We start from the raw sequence: 25,411 nt of genomic DNA, 5'->3' as shown, positions 1-25,411 counted from the left end.
ATATGGAAATTTCAAAAGAACTAAAAGAGGCTATCGTAGAGGCGATGCTAAAAGATAGAGAACGCTACGGCGGTAGTGCACAGGCTTATGCTAAAACTTTAGGTATGAGTGGCTCTGTATTTAGCCGTCTAAAAAATGGCGAAATAGAGGGGCTTTTGTCTCCTTCTCAATGGCTAAACATCGGCAGAAAACTGCAAGTAAAACTTGGTAAAAACACGTGGAAAGCGGTAGAGACTGATGTGTATTTGGAACTGCAGGACGATTTCCGTTTTTGTCAAGAAAATGCAAAGTCCCTTATATTAGTTGACGATTGCGGTATAGGGAAAACCTATTGTGCTAAAATTCTTATTTCTAAAATGAAAAACGCTTTTTATGTAGATGCGAGCCAATACAAAAGCAAGCGTTTGTTCATCAAAGCACTGGCAAGAGAATTAGGGAGCGGAACCACAGGTACTTATTCTGAAATACTGGAAAACCTAAAATACTACATCAATGCCCTTGGAAAAGTGTTTATCTGCATAGATGAGGCTGGCGATTTGGATTACGCCGCTTTTTTAGAGCTTAAAGGTTTAGTAAACGGTACTACGGGCAGATGTGGCTGGTATATGATAGGGGCAGACGGTTTAAGAGCTAAAATAAAAAGAGGTATCAATAATGAGAAAGTAGGCTACCGAGAAATATTTGACCGCTTTTCTGCTGAATTTAGAGGTATTACGCCCGATGACAAAGTTCAGAAAATGGACTTCTACGACAAACTTTTGAGAGATGTAGCCGTTGCCAATCTTCAAGACAAATCAAATGTAAACGCAATAGTAAGACAATGCTTTACAAAGAAAGATGACAAAGTTAAAAGCCTTAGATATTTAGAAACACTAATCAGAACTAAACAAGCAGCCTAGATGAGAACAATAAGCGTAAAACAAGCCTATTTAAAAAAATTCAAAACTTTTGAATTTGACGGCATTTGGAAAGAGGTTTTTTATCAAAACCCCGAAACCACAGGTGCATGGTTATTATATGGAACTGAAAAACAAGGTAAAACTACATTTGCCATAATGCTGGCGGATTACCTTACCAAATTTGGTAAAGTACTTTACATAAGTGCTGAGGAGGGCGTAAGTCTTCACTTCGTGAACCTAATGGCGAAAAGAGGAATAGATGGTAATACACCTAAGATAAAATTGGCGGAGTATGCCCCTTTTGAAGATGTAGAAGAAAGGCTTGCTAAAAGGCAATGCCCTAAAATAGTTGTGATAGACAATATCACAGTTTACAAAGATGAAATTAACAAAAAAAGGGTACTAGACTTTTATAGAAAAAATGAAGATAAGCTCATCATCTTTATTAGCCACGCAGAAAGAGGACAACCTGACACCGCAGAGGGACGCCTATGGAAAAAACTAAGCAAAACCATAATACAAATCGTAGGTCAAAAAGCAATTTTCAAAGGGCGTGGTGTAAGCGGAGAGCTAATGATAGACGACGAAAAAGCCATGCTTTATCACGGAATCAAAATAAAAAACCAGTAATATGAAAAAAATAGCAGACATACTCGCTTTCGATACTCTTTACGGAGGTCTTAATTGGGGAGACAGATTGATACTCCACTGCTATCTATCTGGCAGAGGACAAGATTTTCCACCCACGGAAAGAATACTGAAAGTTGGAGCCTGCATCCACAGGAACAAATGGCAAGCTCCCACAATGAAATACATGAAGGACGATGTTGTCCTTTATGTAGAAGACTTAGAAAATATGCAATGGCTACCGATAGATAAATACAGAGAAAAATATCCCAACCCATTAGAAAATGAAGGCCTTTAATAACTATCAGTTTGAATTCAGGGCTTACGAGCGGAAACAAGCTGCTAAAGAAGCCTTGAAAAAGGCAAAGGATTTAGAAAACCAACGCAAAAAACAGAACAAATGCAAGAAAGTATAGGAAATGAGTTTTTCCCCCCGACGGAGGAGGAACTCAAAGAAATCATCGCCGAGCTTAAACGAAGGCTCGAAGATGAAAGTTATGAGGAGGAGTGGGTTAAAATCCACGAGGAACTCCTTTTTCGCAAAAAACAATTAAAAGAACTAATTATTAAAAATAATACGATATGAACCTATCAAACCTAACAGCGGAGGAGCTACAAGCGGAGCTAGACCGCAGAAACCAAGAAAAAGCGGAAGACAGAAAGGCTTACAAGGAGATAGTAAGCCAAGAACTTCCCCAAATAGTGGCATCGCTAAGGGCGTTAAGCCAAACCATTAGCAAAGTAAAATTGTTTGCTTTCGAGAATCTAAAAACCTTACTAGATTTGAAGGCTAAGGCTTACGATGTGAAGGACACACAGCAGAGCCATACTTTCAGCGATGACAAGGGGAACACCATTACTTACGGCTTTAGGATAATTGACGGTTGGGACGATACTGTTACCGCTGGAATAGACAAAGTAAGGGAGTTTATTTCCTCTCTTGCAAAAGACGAAGCCACAGGAAAGCTCGTTCACGCCGTGAACCAACTATTAAAAAAAGACGCAAAAGGTAATCTAAAAGCATCAAGGGTTTTAGAACTTACTAAACTGGCAGAAGAATTTAACGACTTGAATTTTACCGATGCGGTAAACATTATCCGCCAGTCGTATAAACCGCAACGCTCGGCGTTCTTTATTGACGCCAGCTATACCGATGCCCAAGGTAAAAAGGTTAATATTCCGCTGTCTATTTCGGCAGTGGACTTCCCCGAGGGGACGGATATAGAGGCATTGTTTCCAGTACATGAGGACTATAACCAAAAAACAAATAAAAATGAGCTATCAACCGATAAAAAATAATTACACGCCTAAAAGCATATCCTTTTTGGATGGCTCTAATTGCATAGAGCAAAGTGTAGGTTTTTTCATGGAGGTGGACGAGGCGAAAGCCACCAAAATAATCACACACCTAATAGAGAATGGAAAAAAAATAAAAGAGGCGAAACTTGGATTAGACGGCGATTTCAGAGAAAACCACACCGTGATATTTGACGGAAAAACCTTCTTTAGTTATGATGCTTATAGGATTTCTGATTGGGCGAAACCTATCCTCATGGTTTATTATGAGGATGGAACAAACGAGAGCTATGAGTGTTGGTTTAGAGAAATACAGGACAAACCTTAAGAGATATACTCACTTTCCGCACTGGCAGGCTTCGGGGTTCAAGCCCCCGAGCGGAACAAAAAAGAAAGTATGGCGAAAAAAATAACAAAAAAAGCTATCAACATCATGAAGATTGATGTTGTGAGCGAAAAATTAGAAATCTTGGAAAACAGACTAATGATGAGAATGACGAGAGGAAACAAAGCCTCTATGTTTTTTCATATAAAAAACTTAAAGGAAAATTTAGAAGAATTAAAAAGAGGGTTATAACTATGCTAAACATTTTACTTGGAATAATCTCCACCGTGTTTCTTTTCAGAGCAATGGCTAATAGGGAAAAATTAGACCGCTGTTATAGAATGGATATAAATATTGAACAAGAGGAATTTTTAGAAATTTTAAACACGATAGTGGCAATTATTTTTGGATTATCCGCCTTCATAGACTGGAACCATTATTTGAACCAATAAAAAATAAATACTATGGCAACAATAAAGAAACTCCAAACATTATTCTCCAAAAAAGGGTTTACTACAGACGAAAGGCACGAGGTCATCTACGAGTTCACGAATGGCAGAACCTCTAGCAGTAGAGAATTAAATAGACAAGAGTTGATAGACCTCTGCAATGCCTTAGAGGGTATCAAAAAGAGCAAAACCAAGCTGATAAGCACCTGCCTATCCATTTTGGAAGCAGAGGGCATACACCGCCCGAATGAGCCGTTATTAGAAATAACGGAAAAAGGTGCAAAGCCCAATCCTTTCGGGCATCTGAACCGCTGGATGTTGGAACGGAGTGTTTATAAAAAACCTTTGGCTTTTCATTCAGCCGAAGAGCTGAAGGTTCTTCTTAGCCAACTTCATAAGCTGGCAGATAATAATAGAAAAGCCTCCGAAAAATTTGGTAATAAAGCCTATTGGAATAAGGCTGATAAAATTAAAAATTTGAATTAAAATGAAATTAAAGCTAAAGATAGATAGAGAAACTATATTGTTGCTCAACAAAGCTTTTGTTAATCCGTATATTTTAACTCTAATAGGAGAAACGGCGTTTATAAAAAGAATTGAAAAATCACTAATAATAGAGATTAGAGATATTTTAACAAAAAAGTACTTTACCCAATCTAATACTTCAACGGTAGAGCTGTATAAACACTCTGCCGTAGTGTTCTATGAATTATTAGAAGTCATTTTATCCTCGTCTCAACTTTCTCCCGACCAATTTATAAAAATAGACCAACTTAAAAATGAAGTTCATCAAAAAACACAAGCCTTATGAATCAGTACATTATAATCCACAAAAAAAGCGAAAGAAAAATAATTCTTTCATATGATAGAACTTTCGGTTTGCTAAGAGCGGTTGAAATGTCCGAAGCTCGGTGGACGGAGGTTGATATAAACATAGTCTTAAGACACGCCAACAAGCTACGCACGGAGGTAGCTTTTATAAAAAAAATGGAAGAGAAAGACCCTGACTTTGATTACCTAGAAATGCCCAAAGACTTAAGGTTTGAGGTTTTCTGGAACCTCTACGGCTACAAAAAGGGCAAAATAGCTACCACCCAAAAAGCGTGGAATGCATTGTCCGAAGCAGACAAAATAGAGGTGCTTCTTTACATTCCAAAATTCAAAGAAACGAAAAAGATAGATAAAACGGCGATGCCGTACCCTTCAACCTTCCTCAACCAAAAATACTGGTTGGCGGATAAAATATAAATAGTTATGGTAAAAATATATAAGCGTTCATATACAGAGCCATGGTTTGTGGAAATAGGAATGTCTATAAATGTACCACAAACAAAAATAATAGATTTTTTAGAAAAACGAGGCTATGAAATAAAGCCTTATATCTACAGAAAGCCTGCGGAGCAAGGCTTTTTAATAGATGAACCACCCTTTGAGGAGCAAACCTTAACCGCTACCAAAAAGGGCGAAAAACAAAGCAAAGACAATTTATATTTAAAAATCTTTGAAAAAGAGTTTAAAAAGCATTTAAAAGAATTTTATTAACTAAATATTAAATTATTATGACAAATCCAATTGTGAAATTGGCAGAAACATGCCAAAAAATTTTTAGAGAAAGTATTGAAACAAGAGTTGTAAAAAAAGAGGGTCCAGACCATTGCCCTACCATGTACGGTAGAGATAAAACTCCCCAACGGGAGGGTATTCATAGCCTCCGCAGAAAACCAAAAGGCAGCAAAACAAAAAGCTGCTAAAAAAGCCTTAGCAAAATTGAGGTAAAGTAAAACGCTTGGAACTCCCAAACGTTTTTTTTATTTTTGGGCTTAATTTAATCGTTATGAGAAAAATCTTATTATTTGCGTGTCTATCCTTATTTAGTGGGGTTGCTTTGGGGCAAAACTGTGATATAGATTTAATTGTAGATGATTTCACTGGTAAAAAATCTGCAACCACGATGGATTATGAAAACAGATTTGTGTCCATTCAAAAAAACATTTACAAAAACATAAGTACTTATTATTTATATTTATACTCCTCAAGTAGTACATTTTTTGATGATTTAGAGGGAGCCTACATTATATTTACGGATGGAACAAAATGGTCAAGACCCAATACAAAAATTGATGTTAGCACAGGAATAGATTATAATTTCGATTATTCTGCATTTGTAAAGTTATCAGCGAAAGATGTTTCTATACTTTCTAATAAAATTATAAAAAAATACAAGATTGGAATTTTTGAAGAAAAAATGGATTTGGATAAAGCAGAAGTTTTAAGAGAAAGAATACGATGTATTTATAAAATGAAATAACCCAACAAACCCCAGCTTGTAATATAGCTGGGGTTTTTGTATTTTTGCGAGTATGAGAGGTTTAGCAAATAAGGGTAGAAATACAGAACTTATCCGCTATCGCAACGAGAAGTTGGCGGCACGGTTCTACTATTATTCCTATTTGTTGGGGTTAAAATTCTCTCGTTGTTTAGAAAACTTAATCCCTGAGTTTGACCTTTCCGAAAGTCGCATTTGCGACCTTATTTCGGAACATACCGAATACATCAATCGTCTAGAAATGCAAAAGACAACCATTACGGAACTCAAACAAGTTTATCCTTTTATGGTTTGGCAACTTCCTGCTTCCAACCGCAGGAATAACGCAAAGCAACTATCTTTAGACCTTTTCTCAAATTAGGCTCGGAGGCACTTTGAAAAGTAAAGGTTTCAAAATGCCCGTCCTCATAGCCTTGTAGTTTATTGTAAATTTTTTCCGACAAATCCAAATAAGCCATTGCTTGCTCTCTCCTGTTCTCTTCGGTAAGCGAGTTGGTATCGCCTGCTTTCACAACAAGAGAGAGCGTAAACTCTGCATTGAATTGCTGGAAAATATCGTGAAAGGTATCTGTGCTATTGACACCTATATTGATAAGCACGGCAGGGTATGCCAAAGGCGGTTTTTCTTCCATTATTTGCCCGAAGTTCAAATCTATATATTTCAATTCGGGGATTTCTTTGAGTAGTTCGAATAGTTTGTTGTAAAGTTTTTTCATTTATTGAATATTTTTTTGAGTTCGATAGTTATTGTGTTTTTAATTCTAAAGCGAAGCTCAGCCGAACTGTCTTCATCGCCTATAAATTGGCGTTTCGGTATGTTTTGATAAATAGTTCGAGTATGCCCTTTTACAGCGATAGGTTCGCCTTTCTTACCTCGTCTTAGAAAGGGATTAACTTTTTGTTCTACTGCTCCCGAAAATCCCTCATTATGAGCCTTAGCATAAGGAACATCAGCCCCACCTGCGACCACCCTTACTTTATCTTCCCACACTTGTCCAATCCGAATACTCCGCCTTAGTTTTGCAGTTTTGACGAGTAAAGCTCGCCCTTCTTCGTCTCTTTTTCCCCATTTAGTGGGATTTTTTCGTTTTTGCCACGCATCGCCATTGTAGCTTTGACGGTCGAAATTATCCTGTGCAAAATGCACCACTTCCTCGCCGATAATTGGTGGAAGTTCTCGCAAAGTTTGAGCTACTCGCCCCTGTAATTGCTCAAAGTATTCTTCAGTGGTCATCTTTTAAAATGGTTTTAAAGTTGTTTTAATTTTTTTTGTATATTTGCAATACTGGTTGAGGACGGGACAGCTGAGCCCTATAAGCCTGAACCCCTATTAAAGCTAAAACTTATTTGAGTTTTAGCTTTTTCTTTATACTAAGCAAATCATACTCTTTTACCTGTTTGTTAGGAAAAATAATAGTAATGTATTTTACATTTTTATTTCTTTGTTCAATTAAACTTAATCTCAAAGCCTTATACATTTCTATATAACTTTTAGGTGGCACTGTAAGATGTAGTATCAATTCTGCTGCTCCTTGTTTACTTGCTTCTTTCAATCCGTTTTGTAAAGCATTTTTTCCATTATCTGTAATCGCTACTTTAATATCAGAAAAAACAAGTTTTTCATAATTGAAAGCATCAGGGTTTGTTGCACCGTCATCTATTATTGGTAGCATCTTATAGTTTTTTCCTTTTTCAACCAGTACAGATAAAGCGTTTTTGTTTTTAGAAAACTCTTGTTTTGTTTGACTTCCGTTGGTAAATAAATGGAGCATTCCTTTTCCTAAATACACTTTTTTAAACTCAACATTTGAGTATCTTTCTAAATACATAAAATCAATACCTTTCTCTAAAACTTCTTCGGGCGTATTTGCAATGTATCTATTTTCTTCTGTGAAAATTTCGCCCGTAGCACCCACATTATTCAAAAATGCTTTTGGAATATCAATGTAAGGCAATAAACGCTGTGGCGTTGGCTCAGCATTTCTTAGTTTAATCACATCGGTTCGGCAGTTGAAATGATTCGGCGGGAAATATTGCTGTAAAAAAGGGTCGTCCACGCTAACTATTACACCGCTTAGAGGTGTGCATATTTCGGAAGTGTGGTCGTCCATGGTTACCACAAATTTTACAAAAGGAAAAATATGCTTATCCCGTTGGATTTCCTGCCATTTACGGCTCATCATCGCCCCTGCAACAATCGTGTCGTATTCTGTTTTTAGATAGCGATTAGACATTCCGACTATCATCATCGCCTCTCGCTTAAATTCGTGCCATGGGCGTATGCTTCCGTCGGGACGAAGCAATAAATTATTAAGACGAATGCAGTCGTTGTAATTTTTTGCGACCGAGAATTTCCAAACATTCTGCTTTAGTACCTCTCGAGCGATGTAGTCTGGAGTGTCGTAATCTACGCCTTTAAATATATAACCTTTATCTACCGCCGTGGATAGTTCTTTACCAGTCTTTTTTACTATTTCTGTAGAAAAGCCGTCTTTTGGAGGTGTTTTTTCTTTGTAAATACCTCTAATGGTGTCCAGCCAATCCTTAGCCAACAAATCCGCCCAATCGGGCTGGTCGTTGTTGTGCGACAAATGCACACAACAACTATGATAGTCTTGTTCTAATTGTTGCCAGTCCAGCTCCTCGTATAGATAGAAGTCTAACGAGGAGCGTGGGCGAAAAAATCCTTTAGCTTTTCAAAAAGGCTTAACTCTTTGGCTTGTACTTTTTTCTTTTTAGGTGTTTTGTGTTTGGGTTGCCCAACTTTGTTTTCCTTGTTGGGTTCTTCTGTTTCCTTGCTTTCTTCCACATCTTCGGTGTTGGGTTCTTGAGATTCAGCTTTTGTTTTCTTGCCTCTTGGCAAACCAAATTCTTCATAGAAATAATCATCGTCCACGCCGTCGGTTGTAAGATTGTGTACTTTCTCGGCAAGTTCCATTTTTTCCTTTGCCGTCATTTCCCTTTTTTCCTCTATGAAATTGAAGAAACCGCCCGCCACGGGATAACCTCGTTTTTCAAGTCTTGGCTTTAACTCTTGATTGAGAAATCTGCGAACAAATATTTTATCGGCTTTTTGTAAATCGTTTTCTGTTTCGCCGTGTACTTTGGCTTGTGCTAACGAAGTACCGTCGGTTGTGGTCATTGTTTGCCCTTGGGTACTGATTAGAATTTGTTTATCCCAATGGTCTAAAAATTCCCTATGCACTGCCCCATTAGATTGGCTGGTGTTAATCGTATCAACTTCGGAATTTTTGGACATGGTCATACTTCCTGCGGAGCCTCTTTTTTGGAAAGCTTCCTCCATTTCTCTTTGTCCGTTCTCATCATCGGGGTCATACTTCCCGATGAGTTGAGGAATGCCAAACAGCTCACAAAATTGGGCGTAATCTGCCCCGCCGTTTCTCTTAAAAATGGCGTAAGGAGCGGTGCGAGCAAAAATCCCTAAATCTCTATCGTTCCCAACATTTAAAATAAAATCGTCGTTTTCATACGGAATCCCCTCATCGCTCGAAGTGTCTTTTAGTATCTTTTTATTTAAGGTGTCTAAATGCCTTCGGTCTATGCTTTCAATTTTGAAGCCGTTGGAAAAATCCAACTCAATTACGGACTTTCCGTAAAACTTAGACAACAATATTTCACGCAAAAGGTTTTCAAATTCGGGCGTGTCCATAAAGTCCCACATTTCCTCTACTTCCTTTCCATCTTTTTGGAAAGTGAGGTTGGCATTGGTAATGGCTCGTAATCGTTTGTCCATCGCTTCGTACAACACGCCGTCCAGCAATAAGTTATTGTATAATTCAACGAGGCGTTGTCGCTTTCCTCTATACGCCTGTGAAAGTGCGGAAATCCAATTTTGAATATCAAGCGGACTGTGTCTTTCGGGCTTCACGACTAAGACTTGGCTAATTTTTAGCCCTTGGTTTTGGTTATTCGTTTTTTTCTTTTTCATTAGTAGTGGTTTTGTCTTGGTGGGTTTGAGTGATAGCTGAATGCTTTTACTTTGTCTTCGGTTTCTTCCAGTTTTGGGAGGTTGGCGGGCATACCTTTATAGACGGCATTCAGCCAATTAGCCGCTTGTTCGTAGCGGAATTTTTTATCTGCATAGTCTATGTTGGGGTTGGAAAGTCCTATCAATTCCCAAACAGCAATGTCCTTTACTATCTTCACTAAAAGCGGATTGCGTTCATTTCCTGTTTTAGCGAAAATCTCGCTGACATTATAGTCTTTCATCAGTTTGGTTGTGGCAAACTCAATCGCCATATCAATACACGCCAAGGCGATGGTTTCGTCGTCGTGGATAATCGCTCGGAGTTCTGTCTCGTGGCAATGTGTTTTTAATTCTTCTATTTCTATGTACATAGTCTTTGCGTTTAGGGGTTAGTATCGTTTTTTATTGGTCGGCTTCTCGTGCGCTTTCGGGCGGTGGTCGCCTTGTATGTTCTTGTGGTTAATTATCCACACACCACCTTCGCAACAATCGGGAGCGTCGTCGTTAGCCCTGCTCTTTGGCGACAAGGCTAAAAATTGAAATTCCGCTTCTTTCATATCCTCTCGCCCTTTTAACTCTTCATTAAAAATGAGCTTTCCGTTGCGGTTGAGTGGCTCGAGGTTGCTTTCAATACGATAAAACTTCTCTGGCTTTTTGCGTTCGTCCGCTTTGAGTGGTAGCGTAATATTATAGCGTTTATTCGCCTTTTTCATCTCCCTTTTCAGAGTGTCGTCTATCCACGGATATTCTATATAATAATAGACTGAAACGCCTGAATTTGCCGTTTTTTTGTTTGTTTCATACAAATGCTCCAGCATCTTTGCGGTGGAGGTTTTTTGGCAAAACATATCTATTATATGATATTCGTCTTTGTATTTTCCAACCAAAGCCGTCGCCTTGTAGTCGCCGTTTTTCTTATAGGAAGGGTCGGTATAGGAAACAAGAAATTTATACTTTTTAAGCGGTTGAATTTTGCCATATTTCAGCTCCTTGAATACTTTTCCAAGATTGATAGGATTGTTAAAATATTCGCCTTGCACCGCTTGGGCAGATATTTTGGATAAGACACGGTCAATATGTTCCTCACTGTTTTTCGCTGGCCAAGTAGATTTTCCGTTTTCATCTCTAATATTGATAATATCGGCATGGTCTGCCATTTCTATGGCTTTTTTGATGCAGCAATAGTCAGCAATGATGTTTCCATTAAATAGTACCGTCAAGGGTTCTGAAACGGAACGGGTTGCATACAATGCTTTTTCAAACCAAGCCCATTTTTTATCTACGGTATCGGGGTTTCGGCAGTCTTCGTCCGTGTCGAAGTCGTCCACGATAATTGCATCGGGGCGTATATCCTCATTTCTCGCTCCACGGGGTGCGTTACCCGCCCCAACGGCGATGAACATTGCTCCTTTTTTTATGGTGAATTGGTCTTCTCGCCAATGCCCGTGATTTTGTTGTATGCCGTAATCGTGAATAATTCTGCTATTGTTTTCAAAAGCACTTTTAAAAGGTTTTAAAAGACGAACGGCAGATTCATTGGTAGCTGATGCGATGATGATAAATTTCTTTTTACCAGTCAATGCTAAATAGGTAAACTCCATCATCGCCCTTGCCGACTTGGCAAGTTCCCGCGACCACGCACGCACTTCATACCACTCAGTGTTTTCTGTGATACGCTTGGTACTGGCTTTGTGAAATTCCGCAGGTTCGCATTTGTAATACTTATGGAAATAGTATTTGAACCACTCTTCGGGATTGGCTTCTAAGCGTTTTTTTCGCCTCTCGATGTCGCTGGCATTTTCGGATAAGTCCACGCTGGCTTTTTGGCGAAGATTGGTATAGTACTGTTGCCAAAATTCTAACGCTTTTCTATCCTCTGGAGTTAATCTTTTGGTTGTTAGCATAGCGTTAGAGTTTTGATTTTATAAAAGTGTCTGTATAGTCAGCTAACAGCTGGGCATCTTCGAGGTTTTCCGTGCGAACAAAATCCAAGAACTGAGTTAAGGCGTTAATAATCTCGGGAAGTAGTGCCTTAGTTTCTAAATCCTTAATATTTTTAATGAGTTGATTTCGGATTTGAGCCGTTTTGAAGTCAGCAAAACGAAATCCCTCGTCTTGCTTTTTTATAAAAGCGTTGAGCTCTGCCAGCTCGTCTTGCATTTGCACGAGTTGCTCTTGTCGGGTAAGCAAAATATTTCTTCTCAGCCCTTCCCATTTCTCGGCTTTTATCCATTCTGAGAGCGTATTGACAGACACTCCGACACGCTCAGCGAGGTCTTTTATGGTGATGTTCTTTTCTTGTAAAAACAAGATTTTAGCATATTCTTTTTTTTGCTCTCTTTCCTTGTTAGAGAGCCTCCCTTTCTTTGCCATAGCGATTAGTTTTATGGCAAAATTCCTCCATTAAAGGTAGTTTCTAAAGCTGTTAATTTATGATACCCTAATTTTTAGGGTATGATACCCCGAATTTAACAGTACCATAAAACGCCAGCTTTTCAGAGCCTTTTTCTTACTCCAATTTTGCCCCGAAAACCAAAAGAAACAGGCAGATGAAATTTATACTAAATGACGAACGAGTAACCAATTCCTACGGATTTAGAGTAAAAACCGCTGGGATAAAATTAGACCGATTTTTAAGCAACCCAGTATGTCTAAATAATCATAGCAACAACACAAAAGATGTATTAGGGAATTGGGTAGATACAGAGAAACAAGGGCATTTATTAACTGCTAAACCTCAGTTTGATACGGAAGATGCAGAGGGTAAAGAAGTCGTCAGAAAAGTAGAAAAGGGCATACTAAAAGCCTGTTCTATGGGTATTTCATTTGACCCCGATAATCTCGTAATGGAAGATGGCGTTTTAACAGTTACAGAGTGTGAATTATTAGAAGCCTCTATTTGTGCTGTTCCGTCTAACTCCGCTGCAATCACACTTTATAACAAGCAAGGAGAAATTCTATCTGAAAGACAAATAAAACAAATATGCCTATCGGCACAAAACACTAATTCATTTAAAAATAAACCTATGAACAAATTAAAATCCTATCTGCAATTAGATGTAAACGCAGATGAAACGGCAATCATTGGTGCCGTGAAAGCAATTGAGGCAAAACTCACAGCCTCGGAAAACGAAAAAGCAACTCTCAAAGCTGAAAATGAAGCCTTGAAGAAAGCGGAGAGCGACAGGAAAAAAGCTCTTTTAACCGCCGAGGTAGAGCAAGCTGTAAAGGACGGCAGACTGGACGAGGCAGGAAAAGCTCCGATTTTAGAAATGGCTCACGACTCGGCGATGGCTTTACTTAAAGCCTTACCAAAACGAAAATCGGTGTCTGAGCAACTACAAGGCGATGAGGAAAAACTAGCTGCATTTGATAAAATGAGTTGGGACGAGTTAGATAGAGGCAACCATTTAGCCACGCTAAAAGCCGATTATCCTGACTATTTCGCTGAACGCAAAAAGAGGCAATTCGGCAAGTAACTGAAACAATAACCATTAAAACCAATAACCATGGGACTAGAAAAAGAAATTTGGAAATCAACCATTGAGGAGAAGTTAAAGCAGGATAATAGCTTCCTCAATCATATATCCGATGTTTCGGATAGTAATATTATTAACGGAAAGATAGTACACATACCACAAGCGGGAGCTCCATCTAAGGTAGTTAAAAACAGAACCACTCTCCCAGCAGAAGTGAAGAAAAGAACGGACGGAGAAGTTCTTTATAAAATAGACGAATACACTACCGACCCAATTTACATTCCGCATGCGGAGACCGTGGAACTTTCTTACGACAAGAGACGCTCAATATTAGACCAAGATATTGCGAACTTATCGGAAGAAGTCGCAGAGGGTATGCTGACGAATATGGTAGTCTCTCCTATCGGCGACAATAAAGCCCTCCCACAAAAAAATATTTTAGAAACCACAGGTGCAGCAACCTCTGTATTATTAGAGGGAGCCACTGGAAATCGAAAAAAATGGACATTAACGGACTTACAAAGAATGCAAAACTTTATACGGTCTCAAAAAGCGTGGCAAGAAGGACAAATGTTAGCCTTGCTACCAGCTAATGCCATACTCGACATCTTCCCCGCAGATAGTCCTGTAACCGCTACTTATATGCAGATGGTTACAGAGCAAGAACGCAGAGAGGGGGTTATTTATAAGGCACAAGGTTTTAACATACTTGTTCGCTCGTCCGTGTTCACAATGACTGAAGGAAAAGAATTTAAAGGGTTTGGCTCTGTGGTAAATAACACCGATTCTGAAGCCGCTATTTTTTGGAACAAAAACATGGTAGAGAAAGTCTTTGGAGACTTGGAGACTTTTGACAGAGAGAAAGACCCTCAATACTACGGCGATATTTACTCGTTCCTTGTGAGAATGGGAGGAAGAGCCAAGAGAAAGGATTTTGAAGGCGTTGCGGTACTAAAACAAGCTAACGCATAAAACTAACCAAAACTAATTGCAGGGATTATTCCCATAGTCCCTGCATCTTAAAAACTAATAACCTATGAGAACTATTAAGTATATCGTTCTGCATTGTACGGCGACCTCTCAAACAACCACCACTGAAAGCATTAAACGCTTTTGGAGAGAAAAACTTGGGTGGAAAAATGTCGGGTATCATTATATCATAAAACCCGACGGCGAAATCGTCCAGCTTGCGGATTTAAATACCATTACTAATGGGGTAAAAGGGCATAACCGATATAGTGTTCATATTGCATATATCGGTGGTGTGGAAAAAGGAAAGGCACTAGATAATAGAACCTTACAACAGAAAGCCTCGCAGGTAAAACTTTTGCGAGAGCTACAAGCGAAATTTCCAACCGCAGAAATTTTGGGACATCGGGATTTATCGCCTGATTTGAATGGCGACGGCATTATCTCCCCTCACGAGTGGACGAAAGAATGCCCCAGCTTTGACACAAGAAAGTGGCTTAAAGAAATCAATTTTTAATTATGAAAACGCACCTACCGCAACCATTTGACCAAGAGGATATACGGAAAGACCCTAAAGCGGTTGTGATAGGACTTTTGATAGGCTTACTCTTAATTTTTGGAAGTGTAATCGGTGTGTTGTATTCCCGAAAGGAAGACAAAGACGAAAACTGCCAAGAGCGAATTTCACGGCTATACGACACCATTTTAAAAGAGCGAAACAAACGCATTTTCTTTTATGAAGAGATGATTTTTTATAAAAAAGAAAATAGGCGTTTACAGAAAAAAGACAGCCTAATGAGAGAAAATACAGAACCGCTAATCAACAAAATTTACAAATATGAAAAGTAAAATTTTTATCATCATTTTATCTCTACTCCTTGGTTTTAGTGTGTTTTTACACATTCAAAGAGAACGGGCAATTGGCAAACAAGAGCAACAAATTTCGGAGCTTATAGAGCATTCGTATAAAAATGAAATCATAAACCACTACTACCGAGACAGCGTTAAGCACACGGTATTCAAAGAGAAAGTAGTGGAAACCACGAATGAGAAACAACTCGCTATCGGCAAAACCTACGCAGATAGCCTAGAGCAAGCACTTAAAATGTCTATCAAGAAGATAGACCAAGTAAGTAAGATAAATGCCGAACTAGTGGCTCGCTTGCAACTGCGTGAGTTTACTCAGCCTAATGGAGATAAGATTTTAAGCCATAATGATAAATACCTAAATCTAAACTATTATCCGCAGACGGATAGTGTAGATTTCAGATACAATATTAGGCTGAATGAAGCCCGCTACAAAGACCGAAAATGGCTATTCGGGAAAACCAACTACTACATAGATGTTTTTTCTGATGACCCGAGAGTACAGATTAATGGACTGAAAAGCTACCGCATTAGGGGACAGCCCTTACCTCGCTGGGGGCTAGGCGTACATGCTGGCTACGGAATATCCATAAATAATGGGATATTCAAGACTACGCCCGTCATAGGGCTAGGTATCAATTATAATTTAATAAACTTTTAAAAAAATAAACATCGTGAGCAAATTAAAATCAATCACAATCGCATCAAGTATTGCCGAATTTGCAAAAGCAGAGGCAGAAAAGATTTTTAAAAATTATCCCGAGTTAGAAGAAGTTTATATTACCTCAGATTTGCAAGGTTTTAAAGAACTTGAAAAGGCGGAAAACCAAGCGACTTCCCTAACGGATAAAAAGGTGCATTACTTCCAGCGAAAAGACCTTAGTCAGCCGTCTGAAATTGTAAAAATTGATGTTGAACCGACGGATATTCCAAAAATTTTAGATGAGGAAAATTTGGACGACAACGCACCGCAGGATACGGATTTAGATAATACCAAAGACCAAACGGAAGATAAGGGAGAAGATACTAAATCTGAAAATAGCGATAAAGCAACGCAGGATACGGGTTTAGATAATACCAAAGACACGGCAACTAAAACCGAAGAACAGGAAAGAGCAGAGCTAATGGCTAAATATGAAGCCAAGCACGGGAAGAAAGCCCCGCATAATATTGGGCTTGAAAAGTTAAGAGCTTCAGTAGAAGACTAATTTAAAAACTATTTAAAAATCATTTAAAACTAATAACATGGCAGAAAAAGCATTATATGGTCTTAAGACTATCAAAATTGGAGATGTAGTAAACGAAACTACAATGCCACAGGACAATGCTCTCACGGCGTTTAAAACTTATAGAGATAGCTTTGAGATGACGGAAGAAGAAGGCTCTTTGTCTGAAGAATTTTGCGACCAAAGCGATGAACCTATTGTTGTGTTTCAAGAGAAAGGAAAGCGAGATATTAAAGTAAGTACCTACGACTATACGGCTGAATTTATCAAATCCGTAAAAGGGGGTACTGTATTATCGGGCGAATGGAAAGAGGGCGACAATACCGCAATTTTCAAAGCATTACAAATCGAAGCAGACACGGGACATCTCATCAAATGCCCTAAGACACAGGTTTTTGCACGACTAAACCTAAAACTAAAGAAAAAAGAAGTCGCATTACTTGAAATTACCTTTAAACCATTAGCAAAAATTTCAATCAAACAACCTTCGTAATGGAATTAACAGAAATTAAAGCAGCTAAACTATTATTAAAAAGGGGCGTGGAGTTAATGCTCCCCGCTCCTTTTTTTCTTAGGTTGTTTGGCAAAAAGCAAATCAAACTAACGCTAAAAACGCCTTGTTTGGAAAGTCAGTTGGCTATATCAGAGGTTTTTTTGCAAACGGGTATTTTCCTCAAAGAAGACGAAATTTCTATGCAAAAAGCGTTAGAAATTCTATCCAATCACGGCGTACGCATCACGGAAATCGTGGCGATGGCTATCCAAAATGAAACGAAAATCAATTGGAAAGTTCGCAGATTAGCCAAGCGATTACGCCAAACCATCAATACAGAGGAAATGTCCTATTTGTTTAGTCTTTTAGTTGCCTTTTCGGGCGTGCATGATTTTACGAATACTATCAGGTTAATACAGGAAACGAGGATAACGAAGCCGATGAACCTGAGTCCGACGGAGAAAACGAGTTAATAAGCGACAGCTTTCATAGCGTTTTTGGGTTTGTAGGCTATTGTTGCCACAAGCTGAATATGAGTAAAAAAGAAGTCCTGCAAAGCACTTTTGCTGAATTAAACATGATGCTTATGGACGCTCCAAAGGTTCAATATAAGAAAAAAGAACCCAAGAAATTAAAAAACATTAACGAGCTCGCCGAGTGGCTGGGAGCGGAAGAAATAGAAACAGAATAACGATGAGCGATTTAGAACCTATCAAGTTAGATTTTACCGTGAATAATAGTACCGTCTTTGAAGAATTTGCAAAGATGGTTAAGGCGGCTCAGGAGCAGACGAAAAGTGTGGATAATGCTCAATCTAAATTCAAAGAGTATATCAATACTCAACTATCCGCTTCTGGGGCATTGTCAAAAAATGCAGAGCTCACAGATGCTCAAACGAAAGCCCTCCAACGCCACGCTGAAACGATAGACTATTTGAAAGGTCAAGTCGCTAATACTTTTGACCCTACGCAACTCGGTGTTTATAATTATCAATTGCAACAAGCCCAGCAGGCTATCAATTCTATATTAGAATCGGCAAATAATAAAGCTACATTGATTGATACTGCCGAAATGGAAAAAGCCAACCAAAAGCTACAAGAGGCTGAGCGATTATTAGACCAAATTTCGGATAAAATATTCACACCCTCGTTTGCTTCTCCCGAAGAGTTGGAAGTTCTAAGCAAGGAAATTAACACCGCTAACGACGAAATGGAACAGCTCGGCGTTGTGATAGATTTTATCTCGGCGAAAATGGGAACCATGGACAGCGGTTCTCAGGCGTTCAAAGATTTAGAGAAAGACATTGCGACTGCAAACCAAATGCTGGGTAGGTTGCCGCAATCGTACGACACGGCAGGTAACAGCATCGACCAAATGACCGATGCATTGAAAGCGTTTCAAGACCAATTGAAATCCGAAACCGACCCCGAGGCGATTAAAATTCTCAATAAAAATATTGAGAATTTAGAAAACAGCATCAAAAAACTGAAAAATGCAGGAAAAGAGGGCTTTGATGACTTCGGGAACAAGTTAGAGGAAAACAAAGAAAAGACGGTCAATCTCCAAACGGAGCTGGAAAACTTGGTGCAATCTATGGCACGCCTCCGCATGGCGGGACAGCAAAACTCACAGGAATATGCAGAGTTGAGAGATAGAGCCACAGAGGTGCGGTCTGCAATTCAATTGACTAATCAAGAGATTAACTCTTCTGCTTCTACTACAAGCAGTTTAGACACTTTGATAAGGGCGACCTCTGCTGTAGCTTCGGGGTATTCTTTAGCTCAAAGTACAGCTGCCTTATTTGGTGCAGAAAACGAAGAAGTAGAGCAAAGTATTATGAAAATTACCGCTGCAATGTCTGCCCTTCAGTCATTACAGCAGATACAAGCAGAACTAAAAAAGTCTGATAGTCTTGCTACTATGGCACAGACGAAAGCCCAAGGTTTATACACAGCAGTAGTTGGGAGCAGTACAGGTGCTTTGAAAATTTTTCGTATAGCTTTGGCGAGTACAGGGATAGGTTTAATAATCGTCCTCCTAGCTTCGCTGGTTGCAAACTGGGATAAAGTAACGGCGAGTATTAAAAAATCTTTTCCAGTACTTAAAGGTTTTGGCGATAAAGTAGACGAAGTGAAAGCCCATGTTATGGGATTTTTGAATGCTTATTTATCTCTATATGAAACGGTCTGGAACACCTTAAAAAAGTTGTTCAAATTAGATATTAAAGGAGCAGTAAATGAAGCTTTGAATGTGTTTAATAATGCGAAAAATGCTTATAATAATGCCAAACAGGATAGTTTGAGTGCATCGGAGCAAGAGAAGAAAGATGCTCACCTTAAAAAAAGTTTGGAAATCTACGACAGGGAAACCGAAAGAATAGAACACTTAACAGGCAAAAAACAGTATGACAGAAGAGAAAAATCTATCAAAGCCCAACTAAGGCTCGTTGATAAAGGTTCTAAGGAAGAGGCAGAGCTTATTCATCAGAGAAATATGCTTTTAGCAGAAAAGGAAAAAGAACGAAACGACGAGGCTAAAAAACAAGCAGACAAAAGGCAAAGACAAGCCGAAGCTGCCGCTAAAAAAGCAGAGCAATTGGCAAGACAAGAAGCAGAGGCGAGAAAGGCGGCTCTAGCAAGTATTGCCCAAGCTGAAAGGGACTATCAAAAGTCCCGTATGATAGCCACGGATAAAGAATTGGCAGACATACAAGATAAATACGCCAAACTTAGAGCCGAAGCGAAAAAAGCAAAACTTGGAGCAATGGACATCATGCGTATTGATAACCTCGAAAAATCAGAAAGCAAAAGCGTAACCGAGAAACACGCCAATGAGCAATTTTTCAAAGAACTAGAAGAGCAAAAAGAATTGTTCGCAGCTTACGAGGTGTTTAAAACCAAAGTAGGCAAAGAAGAGGCAGACAAACGCTATCAAAATGAATTGTTGGCATTTGAAAATTACGGTGCTTTGCTAGATGCGGAAATAGAAAAAATAAAGGCGTTGGGCGATGCTCTTACTCCTGAGCAATTGCAGAAATTAGAAAAACTACAAGGCGAAAAGCAGTCCTACGACAAAGACAAAAACAAAGAAGCGGAGCAAAAGTACGCAGAGGCTTACAATTCCCTATTGTCGTTTGATGATAAACGCCGAGCGATAGATAAGAAATATCAACAAGATAAGGTTCTATTGACCCAAATTACAGATGAGAAAGTAAGACAGGCTAAGTTAGCAGAGCTGGAGTTTCAGAAAAAGGTAGCATTAGATGCTGTGAATACGGAGGCGTACGATAGAGAAACTATCATGCAACGCCTCTCTGAAAATCTGATGGGCATTACTAGAAGAGAGCTAAATAGCAGAATAGCCTCTCTAGAGGAATATTTGGAGAAAGCAGGAGACCATTTAGATTCTACCCAAAAAGAGTTTGTGCAAAACGAACTTAAAAAAGCTAAAGCGGTAAGAGCGACCACCGATGTCGGCGTAGAGGAAAAAGTACTGTTGCAAGAAAAAGAAGCGATACTCAAACGCATTACTGATTTACAATCTAAGGGCATTACCAATGTATCCGATGAGCTGAAACAACTCGAAGAGGTCAATATGAAATTAAAGGATATTCTCGCTAAGAAATTTGCGAAAGTATCCGAAGTTGCAGGGCAATTAGGTGGAGCTTTTTCAGAGCTAGGTGGAGCATTGAAAGAATATGATGAGGGACTTGGCGACACGGTAGAAACCATGGGAGAACTCCTTAATGTAGCGAGTGATGTTGCGGGAGCTGCTGCATCGTTTGCTTCGGGCGATATTGTTGGTGGAATTACAAAAACCATAAAAGCTATCACCTCTATATTTTCTATTGGTGCAAAAGCACGAGAGAGTGAAAGAAAAGCCCAAGAGCAAATTAAAAAATATCATGATGAGATTTTTCAGTCGCAACTCAACTACAATGCAGAATTACGGAAGCGAGTAGCAGAAGAAGTCAAACTCAACGACCTTTATAAATCCCGAGTTACGAATATCCGAGAGGAAATGGAAGCTCATCGCAAAAATGCAGCGAGTATAAAAAAAGACCAAGAAGCGGTTTTTAAAAGACTTTTGAATGCCAGAACGGTTACAGGTATGCACACGGAAAAATACGGTGGTTTTCTAGGTATTGGTAGAAAAACTAGAGCCGTAGAAGAAACTAGCAGTGTTGCAAAACTACTAGGGATAGGGAAATGGGTAGAAAAAGAAATTGCCAAAATAGCAGGTTGGTCTTTAAAAATAAGAGTATTTGAACCTGGAGAAGTAGAATTAACAGATGAAATATTTGATAAGCTAGAAAAACTCAATGCCGAAAAACCGCTCACAGGTGATGCTAAAACAGCCTACGAGCAATTAAAAAAATTGCGAGATGAGTACGGTTCAATTGAGGCAGCCGATAGAGAACTAAAAAAACAACTCCGAGAAGCTATAACAGGTACTACTGCAGACAGCCTAGCCGATAGTATCAAACAGGGCATAGCTTCGGGAAAAAAGTCTTTTGCAGATTTTGCGGACGATATTGAGGGCTTTTTACGAAATGCCGTTTTAGCAGGTTTAGAAACCGATGTGTTTAGAAAGAAAACACAGGAGCTACACGAAGTAATGGAAGAAATGTTACAAGATGGCGTAATTACATCGGAAGAAAGAGAGCAATTTAATCAGCTTTATATGGCAATGGTTGAAGAGCAAAGGCAAAAAGTAGAAATACTTAACCAAGCAGGTATTGGTGTTATTAAAGACCAAGAGCGTCTAAATTCTTTACAAGGAGCCATAAAAGGGGCTTCACAGGAAAGTATAGATATTCTTTCGGGGCATTTCGCAGGCGTAAGACTTCATGTGATAGAGATAGTTAAAATGATGAAATCTAACGGTACGAGCGGTTTGGAAAAGCTATCAAAGTTGATAGAAATACAAATGAATATTGAAAGAAACACCAGAAAAACAGCGGAAAATACGGAGAAGCTGCACGATATAGATGAGGGTATTTCTAAGGTAGAAAAAGCAATCAAAGGCAACGGCAACGATGCTAAAGGTTTAGGGTTTTAAAATAGTTTAAAATGGATTTTAAAGATAAATTAAACAACATTCTTCTCAGTAATATAGGCGTGGTCATTATGACAGGCACAGAGGAATTGCTCGCTTTTCCCGAAAGAAAAGAAGTAATGGAGAATGATTGGGCAGAAGAAAACGGCGGAGATTATGACCTCTCTTCTCCTAAATTTAAAGACAAAGAGGTAACGCTTAAAATGGCAATTTTAGCAGATGATAATGTTCAGTTTTGGCAGTATTATAACACACTATTTGCCGAGTTGAAAAAAGAGGGGGAATTGTCGCTCTATGTATTTGACCACGACCAAACCTACAAGGTGTTTTATAAAAAGTCTGGAAACTTTAAAAAAGTTTTAAAACGCCTTAAAAATGTAGAAAAAGTGTTTGTGAAATTTGATTTAACCTTTAAAGTTTTGTTCTGATGTTCATAATTAAGAGAAATAATAGCACCGTTGCACCAATAAAAGCGAAAGGTACAGTTGTCGAAAAATTATTTGGCGAGGAGACTGTTACGATGGATTTTAGCCTGCCTCATTTCGTTCTTTTCCGCATAGGCGATGCCGTGGAGGTTTATGGCAAAACTTACTATATATCGCAAGAACCTGTGGTTAATAAAAAAAGTTCACGGGAGTATGTTTACAACTTAGTTTTCAATGGCGAAAAATACCGCCTCGCTGAAGTTCAATATTTTTTCTATGATGAAAACAACGAACTTAATATTTCGGAATTTTCTATCACAGCAACCGCTCAAAAAATGGTAGAGCTTTTAGTGGCTAATGCCAACCGAACGCAAACAGGCTGGAGTGTTGGGAACATAGACAGTACAGAAACTAAAACGGTAGATTTTAGCGAGTATAATTGTTTAGCTGCACTCACCAAAATATCTGAGGAATTTGGATTAGAGTTTTGGGTAGATGAGGACAAATCTATCCATTTAGAGGAAAGAAAAAAGGTGTCTGGTTACACTTTGGAATATGGCAAAAGCAAAGGACTGAAAGGTATTACCCGAAATCCTTACACAGAGAGTAGCTTAGTTACTCGTCTGTATGCAAGAGGTTCTTCCCGAAATATCCCGAAGAACTATCGCAATGGGCAAAAGTTCCTGCGTATGCCAGTGCCTTTTTTGGAAAAAAACACCGATAAATATGGGATTGTAGAACATACACAACCTTTTGAGGATATTTACCCAAAGCGTGTGGGCACCGTTACACAAGTATATGCAGATAACCCTTTAAAGTTCTCGGATAGCACTTTAGATTTTGATTTAAACGAATATAACGAATACGGAAATACTATAATACAAAAGGGTATATCGGCAAAAATTATTTTCCAAACAGGCGATTTGGCAGGGTACACTTTGGAGGTTAAAGAGTACGGTTTTGATAGTGCAACCAAAACATTCACACTGCTAAAAAATCAAGATGAAAAGTCTTTTGATATTCCAAGCGATACTTTCCGTCCGCAAGTGGGCGATAAGTACATTATCATTGACATTGCTATGCCTAAATCTTATGTAGATAATGCCGAGCAAGAGCTACAAGCTGCTGCACAAGAATATTTGGATAAAAACAGTAAACAGCGATTTATCTATGCCGTAGAACCCGACCCCATCTATCTAAAAAAAATAAATTTCAATTTGAAGCTGGGGCATACCATACGGTTTAAAGATTCAGATTTTGGATTAGATGATGATATTAGAGTGATTAGTATCACTAGAAACATCAATAATCCCTACGACATTAGTTTTGAAATATCAGAACAAGCGACTATTACTCAAATTGTAAGAAATTACATCGAAAAAGAAAAAGCCCAAACGGCAATCAAAAAACAACAGAAATACAATGAGGAAATGGCTCGCCGTTCTTGGTTGTTTGCCGAAGAAATCAATAATAATACCTTTGATAATGAGGGGCATTTAGACCCAAAGAAGATTAAGCCATTGAGCATCGAAACTCCAATGATAGCAGTAACAGCTAGGATGCAACAGTTTTCGCTTCCAAACATCGCTCTAAATCTTACAAGCGACAATAAACGCCTGCACAATACAGCGGGGCAAATGGTGCATCTAACGATAGACCCAAATGCCCCGAGGACTTGGAATTTAGCGGAAAATATAACATCACAATTTAGTGATAATTTCAACTTCATTTATATTAAGGCGGACAAAATAGGTTCTAACGCAACCATAGTCGTAACCGAACAACAAATCATGTTTGATAGCGACCCTATTTTTTATTTTTTCCTTGCGGGTTCAGTTTCTTCAATTATTAACGGCGTTCGGCGTATCAAAACAAGCTACGGCTACACACAAATAACTCCTGGTGAAATAAGCACAGGGCGAATAGCCAGCCCAAACGGTAGTAACTATATAGACCTAAAACAAGACGGTATAGAAATAAATGCGAAAGTTACTTTTGCGAGTAATAGCCCTGCGATACAACAAGCGGTAGATGCGGTGAGTGTAGGAGGCAGAAATTTAGTGAGAGAATCCAATATTTTTCTAAATGGCATATCGGCGGACGGAATAAGCAGTAATATAACTTCAGAAGGATACTTGAGGGTTATTAGCTCAATTTCAAATAACAATTGGCATACAAGATGGTATTCAAGAACAGATGAAATGGAGGAGCAAATGACAGAAGGCGAAGCCTTCACTATTACCTTTTGGGTGAAAAGGTTGAGTGGCTATGGCAAGCCTACTATTTATCTAAAAGATGGAATGGGCTACTTTTATCTGAAAGGCGAATTAAACAACTCCGAATTCAAGCCTCTAAGCTATACAGGAACTTGGAAAAAAGCCAAATCATTACACCCTCATTTAGGTTGGGCACCTGCAAATGGAGAGTTTGTCATTAAATGTTGGAAAATTGAAAAAGGTAATAAACCAACGGATTGGACACCCAATCCGCAAGATATAGAGCAGGAAATAATAGCGGTAAAGTCAAAAGTTAATCAAATAGATAATCTTGGCACAATGGCGTGGCAGAACTCTGTGGAAAAAGCGATGTTGGGCGACACGATTATACAAGGCGGTTACATTAAAACAGAGCTATTAAACGCTTCGGCAATAGTGAGTAACGGTGGAGGGGCGACTTCGGCAGAATTAAATAATGCCATCAATAGTATCATTATCGGGGGTCGGAATTTAGTATTAGATTCTAAGAAAACGATTACCCATTCAGATTATAATTTTAGCTATGAGTTTGAAGACGATTTTTCTAAAATACAAGGGCAGACAATCACTATTTCAATAGATATAGAAGTTTCGGATATAACTTCTGGAGTTAGAATAGGTTTTGAACCATCGTTTTTATTTCAAGACGGAAGTAGAATGTATTTGAGATGTTGGAAATACTTGAACTTGGGAGAAAGTTTTAAAGGGCGTATTTCAAAAACATACACC

The 25,411-nt window shown here is 38.7% G+C and carries 34 protein-coding genes; 27 read left to right on the top strand and 7 right to left on the bottom strand.

Annotation, left to right across the window (positions count from 1 at the left end; all coding sequences use genetic code 11):
• Window positions 1–2 precede the first annotated feature (2 nt).
• The 15 genes from D1003_RS04030 (at window position 3) to D1003_RS03960 (ending at window position 6,283) form a co-directional block, all read left to right on the top strand.
• Entirely contained in the window at window positions 3–899 is an 897-nt protein-coding gene (locus D1003_RS04030) for an ATP-binding protein (RefSeq protein ID WP_153935810.1), read from the top strand.
• On the top strand, window positions 900–1,529 hold the full coding sequence (locus tag D1003_RS04025) for a hypothetical protein (RefSeq protein WP_153935809.1): 630 nt from the start codon (window positions 900–902) through the stop codon (window positions 1,527–1,529).
• 1 nt (window position 1,530) lies between these two features.
• The gene (locus D1003_RS04020; protein ID WP_153935808.1) at window positions 1,531–1,824 is read left to right on the top strand and encodes a hypothetical protein; all 294 of its coding nucleotides are present in this window, start codon (window positions 1,531–1,533) and stop codon (window positions 1,822–1,824) included.
• A gap of 102 nt (window positions 1,825–1,926) precedes the next feature.
• Window positions 1,927–2,112 (top strand): hypothetical protein, encoded by a 186-nt coding sequence (locus tag D1003_RS04015; protein WP_153935807.1) that lies wholly within the window; start codon window positions 1,927–1,929, stop codon window positions 2,110–2,112.
• Window positions 2,109–2,825, top strand: a complete 717-nt coding sequence (locus D1003_RS04010; RefSeq protein ID WP_153935806.1) for a DUF3164 family protein — start codon at window positions 2,109–2,111, stop codon at window positions 2,823–2,825. The genes D1003_RS04015 and D1003_RS04010 overlap by 4 nt, the downstream gene beginning before the upstream one ends.
• Window positions 2,800–3,150 (top strand): hypothetical protein, encoded by a 351-nt coding sequence (locus D1003_RS04005; RefSeq protein WP_153935805.1) that lies wholly within the window; start codon window positions 2,800–2,802, stop codon window positions 3,148–3,150. Before D1003_RS04010 ends, D1003_RS04005 begins: the two co-directional genes overlap by 26 nt.
• A gap of 69 nt (window positions 3,151–3,219) precedes the next feature.
• Complete coding sequence (locus D1003_RS04000; RefSeq protein WP_064970211.1) at window positions 3,220–3,399, top strand: hypothetical protein; 180 nt, start codon at window positions 3,220–3,222, stop codon at window positions 3,397–3,399.
• A 2-nt stretch (window positions 3,400–3,401) separates the two neighbouring features.
• Complete coding sequence (locus D1003_RS03995; RefSeq protein ID WP_153935804.1) at window positions 3,402–3,599, top strand: hypothetical protein; 198 nt, start codon at window positions 3,402–3,404, stop codon at window positions 3,597–3,599.
• Window positions 3,600–3,611: 12 nt separating this feature from the next.
• Window positions 3,612–4,082 (top strand): hypothetical protein, encoded by a 471-nt coding sequence (locus D1003_RS03990; RefSeq protein ID WP_153935803.1) that lies wholly within the window; start codon window positions 3,612–3,614, stop codon window positions 4,080–4,082.
• Between the two features lies 1 nt (window position 4,083).
• Window positions 4,084–4,407: a hypothetical protein gene (locus D1003_RS03985; RefSeq protein WP_153935802.1), complete on the top strand. Its 324-nt coding sequence runs from the start codon at window positions 4,084–4,086 to the stop codon at window positions 4,405–4,407.
• Window positions 4,404–4,844: a hypothetical protein gene (locus D1003_RS03980; RefSeq protein ID WP_153935801.1), complete on the top strand. Its 441-nt coding sequence runs from the start codon at window positions 4,404–4,406 to the stop codon at window positions 4,842–4,844. The genes D1003_RS03985 and D1003_RS03980 overlap by 4 nt, the downstream gene beginning before the upstream one ends.
• A gap of 6 nt (window positions 4,845–4,850) precedes the next feature.
• Window positions 4,851–5,138, top strand: coding sequence for a hypothetical protein (locus tag D1003_RS03975; protein ID WP_153935800.1), 288 nt, complete (start codon window positions 4,851–4,853; stop codon window positions 5,136–5,138).
• Window positions 5,139–5,249: 111 nt separating this feature from the next.
• Window positions 5,250–5,372 carry a putative dsRNA-binding protein gene (locus D1003_RS11430; protein ID WP_409347763.1) on the top strand — a complete coding sequence of 41 codons (123 nt, stop codon included), beginning with the start codon at window positions 5,250–5,252 and terminating at the stop codon, window positions 5,370–5,372.
• Window positions 5,373–5,430: 58 nt separating this feature from the next.
• Window positions 5,431–5,904 (top strand): hypothetical protein, encoded by a 474-nt coding sequence (locus D1003_RS03965; RefSeq protein ID WP_153935799.1) that lies wholly within the window; start codon window positions 5,431–5,433, stop codon window positions 5,902–5,904.
• Window positions 5,905–5,956: 52 nt separating this feature from the next.
• Entirely contained in the window at window positions 5,957–6,283 is a 327-nt protein-coding gene (locus D1003_RS03960; protein WP_153935798.1) for a hypothetical protein, read from the top strand.
• Here the strand turns inward: D1003_RS03960 and D1003_RS03955 are convergent.
• The 7 genes from D1003_RS03955 to D1003_RS03925 form a co-directional block, all read right to left on the bottom strand.
• The gene (locus D1003_RS03955) at window positions 6,207–6,638 is read right to left on the bottom strand and encodes a hypothetical protein (protein WP_153935797.1); all 432 of its coding nucleotides are present in this window, start codon (window positions 6,636–6,638) and stop codon (window positions 6,207–6,209) included. The genes D1003_RS03960 and D1003_RS03955 overlap by 77 nt on opposite strands.
• Window positions 6,635–7,156, bottom strand: coding sequence for a phage virion morphogenesis protein (locus D1003_RS03950; protein ID WP_153935796.1), 522 nt, complete (start codon window positions 7,154–7,156; stop codon window positions 6,635–6,637). Before D1003_RS03950 ends, D1003_RS03955 begins: the two co-directional genes overlap by 4 nt.
• A gap of 109 nt (window positions 7,157–7,265) precedes the next feature.
• Entirely contained in the window at window positions 7,266–8,519 is a 1,254-nt protein-coding gene (locus D1003_RS03945) for a phage minor head protein (RefSeq protein WP_153935795.1), read from the bottom strand.
• Window positions 8,520–8,581: 62 nt separating this feature from the next.
• Entirely contained in the window at window positions 8,582–9,871 is a 1,290-nt protein-coding gene (locus D1003_RS03940; protein WP_153935794.1) for a DUF935 family protein, read from the bottom strand.
• On the bottom strand, window positions 9,871–10,281 hold the full coding sequence (locus D1003_RS03935; RefSeq protein ID WP_153935793.1) for a phage protein Gp36 family protein: 411 nt from the start codon (window positions 10,279–10,281) through the stop codon (window positions 9,871–9,873). The genes D1003_RS03940 and D1003_RS03935 overlap by 1 nt, the downstream gene beginning before the upstream one ends.
• A gap of 18 nt (window positions 10,282–10,299) precedes the next feature.
• The gene (locus tag D1003_RS03930; protein WP_153935792.1) at window positions 10,300–11,814 is read right to left on the bottom strand and encodes a hypothetical protein; all 1,515 of its coding nucleotides are present in this window, start codon (window positions 11,812–11,814) and stop codon (window positions 10,300–10,302) included.
• Between the two features lie 4 nt (window positions 11,815–11,818).
• Window positions 11,819–12,283, bottom strand: a complete 465-nt coding sequence (locus D1003_RS03925; protein WP_153935791.1) for a helix-turn-helix transcriptional regulator — start codon at window positions 12,281–12,283, stop codon at window positions 11,819–11,821.
• Window positions 12,284–12,459: 176 nt separating this feature from the next.
• On the opposite strand from D1003_RS03925, the gene D1003_RS03920 reads away from it, so the two are divergent.
• The 12 genes from D1003_RS03920 to D1003_RS11070 form a co-directional block, all read left to right on the top strand.
• A complete protein-coding gene (locus tag D1003_RS03920; RefSeq protein WP_153935790.1) occupies window positions 12,460–13,389 on the top strand; it encodes an HK97 family phage prohead protease in 930 nt (309 codons plus the stop codon).
• 30 nt (window positions 13,390–13,419) lie between these two features.
• Window positions 13,420–14,361, top strand: a complete 942-nt coding sequence (locus D1003_RS03915) for a hypothetical protein (RefSeq protein ID WP_153935789.1) — start codon at window positions 13,420–13,422, stop codon at window positions 14,359–14,361.
• 64 nt (window positions 14,362–14,425) lie between these two features.
• Window positions 14,426–14,875, top strand: a complete 450-nt coding sequence (locus tag D1003_RS03910; protein ID WP_153935788.1) for an N-acetylmuramoyl-L-alanine amidase — start codon at window positions 14,426–14,428, stop codon at window positions 14,873–14,875.
• A gap of 2 nt (window positions 14,876–14,877) precedes the next feature.
• Entirely contained in the window at window positions 14,878–15,207 is a 330-nt protein-coding gene (locus D1003_RS03905; protein ID WP_153935787.1) for a hypothetical protein, read from the top strand.
• Window positions 15,197–15,886 carry a DUF6808 domain-containing protein gene (locus D1003_RS03900; protein WP_153935786.1) on the top strand — a complete coding sequence of 230 codons (690 nt, stop codon included), beginning with the start codon at window positions 15,197–15,199 and terminating at the stop codon, window positions 15,884–15,886. The genes D1003_RS03905 and D1003_RS03900 overlap by 11 nt, the downstream gene beginning before the upstream one ends.
• Before the next feature lie 13 nt (window positions 15,887–15,899).
• Window positions 15,900–16,433 carry a hypothetical protein gene (locus tag D1003_RS03895; protein WP_260393311.1) on the top strand — a complete coding sequence of 178 codons (534 nt, stop codon included), beginning with the start codon at window positions 15,900–15,902 and terminating at the stop codon, window positions 16,431–16,433.
• 37 nt (window positions 16,434–16,470) lie between these two features.
• Window positions 16,471–16,944: a hypothetical protein gene (locus D1003_RS03890; protein ID WP_049589134.1), complete on the top strand. Its 474-nt coding sequence runs from the start codon at window positions 16,471–16,473 to the stop codon at window positions 16,942–16,944.
• On the top strand, window positions 16,944–17,417 hold the full coding sequence (locus D1003_RS03885) for a hypothetical protein (protein ID WP_153935785.1): 474 nt from the start codon (window positions 16,944–16,946) through the stop codon (window positions 17,415–17,417). The genes D1003_RS03890 and D1003_RS03885 overlap by 1 nt, the downstream gene beginning before the upstream one ends.
• Window positions 17,418–17,476: 59 nt before the next feature.
• Window positions 17,477–17,635: a hypothetical protein gene (locus D1003_RS03880; protein WP_153935784.1), complete on the top strand. Its 159-nt coding sequence runs from the start codon at window positions 17,477–17,479 to the stop codon at window positions 17,633–17,635.
• A gap of 2 nt (window positions 17,636–17,637) precedes the next feature.
• On the top strand, window positions 17,638–22,005 hold the full coding sequence (locus D1003_RS03875) for a hypothetical protein (protein WP_153935783.1): 4,368 nt from the start codon (window positions 17,638–17,640) through the stop codon (window positions 22,003–22,005).
• An 11-nt stretch (window positions 22,006–22,016) separates the two neighbouring features.
• Window positions 22,017–22,430, top strand: a complete 414-nt coding sequence (locus tag D1003_RS03870) for a hypothetical protein (protein WP_014938808.1) — start codon at window positions 22,017–22,019, stop codon at window positions 22,428–22,430.
• Window positions 22,430–25,411, top strand: a 2,982-nt coding sequence (locus tag D1003_RS11070; protein WP_221410915.1) for a phage tail protein, incomplete at its 3' end; no start/stop codon positions are given. The genes D1003_RS03870 and D1003_RS11070, both read left to right, overlap by 1 nt.

The organism is Riemerella anatipestifer (assembly GCF_009663465.1).
Lineage (GTDB): Bacteria > Bacteroidota > Bacteroidia > Flavobacteriales > Weeksellaceae > Riemerella > Riemerella anatipestifer_C.
The sequence above is the reverse complement of the archived record's forward strand: the minus strand, read 5'-3'. Positions and strand labels throughout refer to the sequence as shown.

Bases quoted from the DNA above. Each gene is read 5' to 3' on its own strand.
- D1003_RS04030 (WP_153935810.1), top strand. From the start codon at position 3: ATGGAAATTTCAAAAGAACTAAAAGAGGCTATCGTAGAGGCGATGCTA.
- D1003_RS04025 (WP_153935809.1), top strand. From the start codon at position 900: ATGAGAACAATAAGCGTAAAACAAGCCTATTTAAAAAAATTCAAAACT.
- D1003_RS04020 (WP_153935808.1), top strand. From the start codon at position 1,531: ATGAAAAAAATAGCAGACATACTCGCTTTCGATACTCTTTACGGAGGT.
- D1003_RS04015 (WP_153935807.1), top strand. From the start codon at position 1,927: ATGCAAGAAAGTATAGGAAATGAGTTTTTCCCCCCGACGGAGGAGGAA.
- D1003_RS04010 (WP_153935806.1), top strand. From the start codon at position 2,109: ATGAACCTATCAAACCTAACAGCGGAGGAGCTACAAGCGGAGCTAGAC.
- D1003_RS04005 (WP_153935805.1), top strand. From the start codon at position 2,800: ATGAGCTATCAACCGATAAAAAATAATTACACGCCTAAAAGCATATCC.
- D1003_RS04000 (WP_064970211.1), top strand. From the start codon at position 3,220: ATGGCGAAAAAAATAACAAAAAAAGCTATCAACATCATGAAGATTGAT.
- D1003_RS03995 (WP_153935804.1), top strand. From the start codon at position 3,402: ATGCTAAACATTTTACTTGGAATAATCTCCACCGTGTTTCTTTTCAGA.
- D1003_RS03990 (WP_153935803.1), top strand. From the start codon at position 3,612: ATGGCAACAATAAAGAAACTCCAAACATTATTCTCCAAAAAAGGGTTT.
- D1003_RS03985 (WP_153935802.1), top strand. From the start codon at position 4,084: ATGAAATTAAAGCTAAAGATAGATAGAGAAACTATATTGTTGCTCAAC.
- D1003_RS03980 (WP_153935801.1), top strand. From the start codon at position 4,404: ATGAATCAGTACATTATAATCCACAAAAAAAGCGAAAGAAAAATAATT.
- D1003_RS03975 (WP_153935800.1), top strand. From the start codon at position 4,851: ATGGTAAAAATATATAAGCGTTCATATACAGAGCCATGGTTTGTGGAA.
- D1003_RS03965 (WP_153935799.1), top strand. From the start codon at position 5,431: ATGAGAAAAATCTTATTATTTGCGTGTCTATCCTTATTTAGTGGGGTT.
- D1003_RS03960 (WP_153935798.1), top strand. From the start codon at position 5,957: ATGAGAGGTTTAGCAAATAAGGGTAGAAATACAGAACTTATCCGCTAT.
- D1003_RS03955 (WP_153935797.1), bottom strand. From the start codon at position 6,638: ATGAAAAAACTTTACAACAAACTATTCGAACTACTCAAAGAAATCCCC.
- D1003_RS03950 (WP_153935796.1), bottom strand. From the start codon at position 7,156: ATGACCACTGAAGAATACTTTGAGCAATTACAGGGGCGAGTAGCTCAA.
- D1003_RS03940 (WP_153935794.1), bottom strand. From the start codon at position 9,871: ATGAAAAAGAAAAAAACGAATAACCAAAACCAAGGGCTAAAAATTAGC.
- D1003_RS03935 (WP_153935793.1), bottom strand. From the start codon at position 10,281: ATGTACATAGAAATAGAAGAATTAAAAACACATTGCCACGAGACAGAA.
- D1003_RS03930 (WP_153935792.1), bottom strand. From the start codon at position 11,814: ATGCTAACAACCAAAAGATTAACTCCAGAGGATAGAAAAGCGTTAGAA.
- D1003_RS03925 (WP_153935791.1), bottom strand. From the start codon at position 12,283: ATGGCAAAGAAAGGGAGGCTCTCTAACAAGGAAAGAGAGCAAAAAAAA.
- D1003_RS03920 (WP_153935790.1), top strand. From the start codon at position 12,460: ATGAAATTTATACTAAATGACGAACGAGTAACCAATTCCTACGGATTT.
- D1003_RS03915 (WP_153935789.1), top strand. From the start codon at position 13,420: ATGGGACTAGAAAAAGAAATTTGGAAATCAACCATTGAGGAGAAGTTA.
- D1003_RS03910 (WP_153935788.1), top strand. From the start codon at position 14,426: ATGAGAACTATTAAGTATATCGTTCTGCATTGTACGGCGACCTCTCAA.
- D1003_RS03905 (WP_153935787.1), top strand. From the start codon at position 14,878: ATGAAAACGCACCTACCGCAACCATTTGACCAAGAGGATATACGGAAA.
- D1003_RS03900 (WP_153935786.1), top strand. From the start codon at position 15,197: ATGAAAAGTAAAATTTTTATCATCATTTTATCTCTACTCCTTGGTTTT.
- D1003_RS03890 (WP_049589134.1), top strand. From the start codon at position 16,471: ATGGCAGAAAAAGCATTATATGGTCTTAAGACTATCAAAATTGGAGAT.
- D1003_RS03885 (WP_153935785.1), top strand. From the start codon at position 16,944: ATGGAATTAACAGAAATTAAAGCAGCTAAACTATTATTAAAAAGGGGC.
- D1003_RS03880 (WP_153935784.1), top strand. From the start codon at position 17,477: ATGAGTAAAAAAGAAGTCCTGCAAAGCACTTTTGCTGAATTAAACATG.
- D1003_RS03875 (WP_153935783.1), top strand. From the start codon at position 17,638: ATGAGCGATTTAGAACCTATCAAGTTAGATTTTACCGTGAATAATAGT.
- D1003_RS03870 (WP_014938808.1), top strand. From the start codon at position 22,017: ATGGATTTTAAAGATAAATTAAACAACATTCTTCTCAGTAATATAGGC.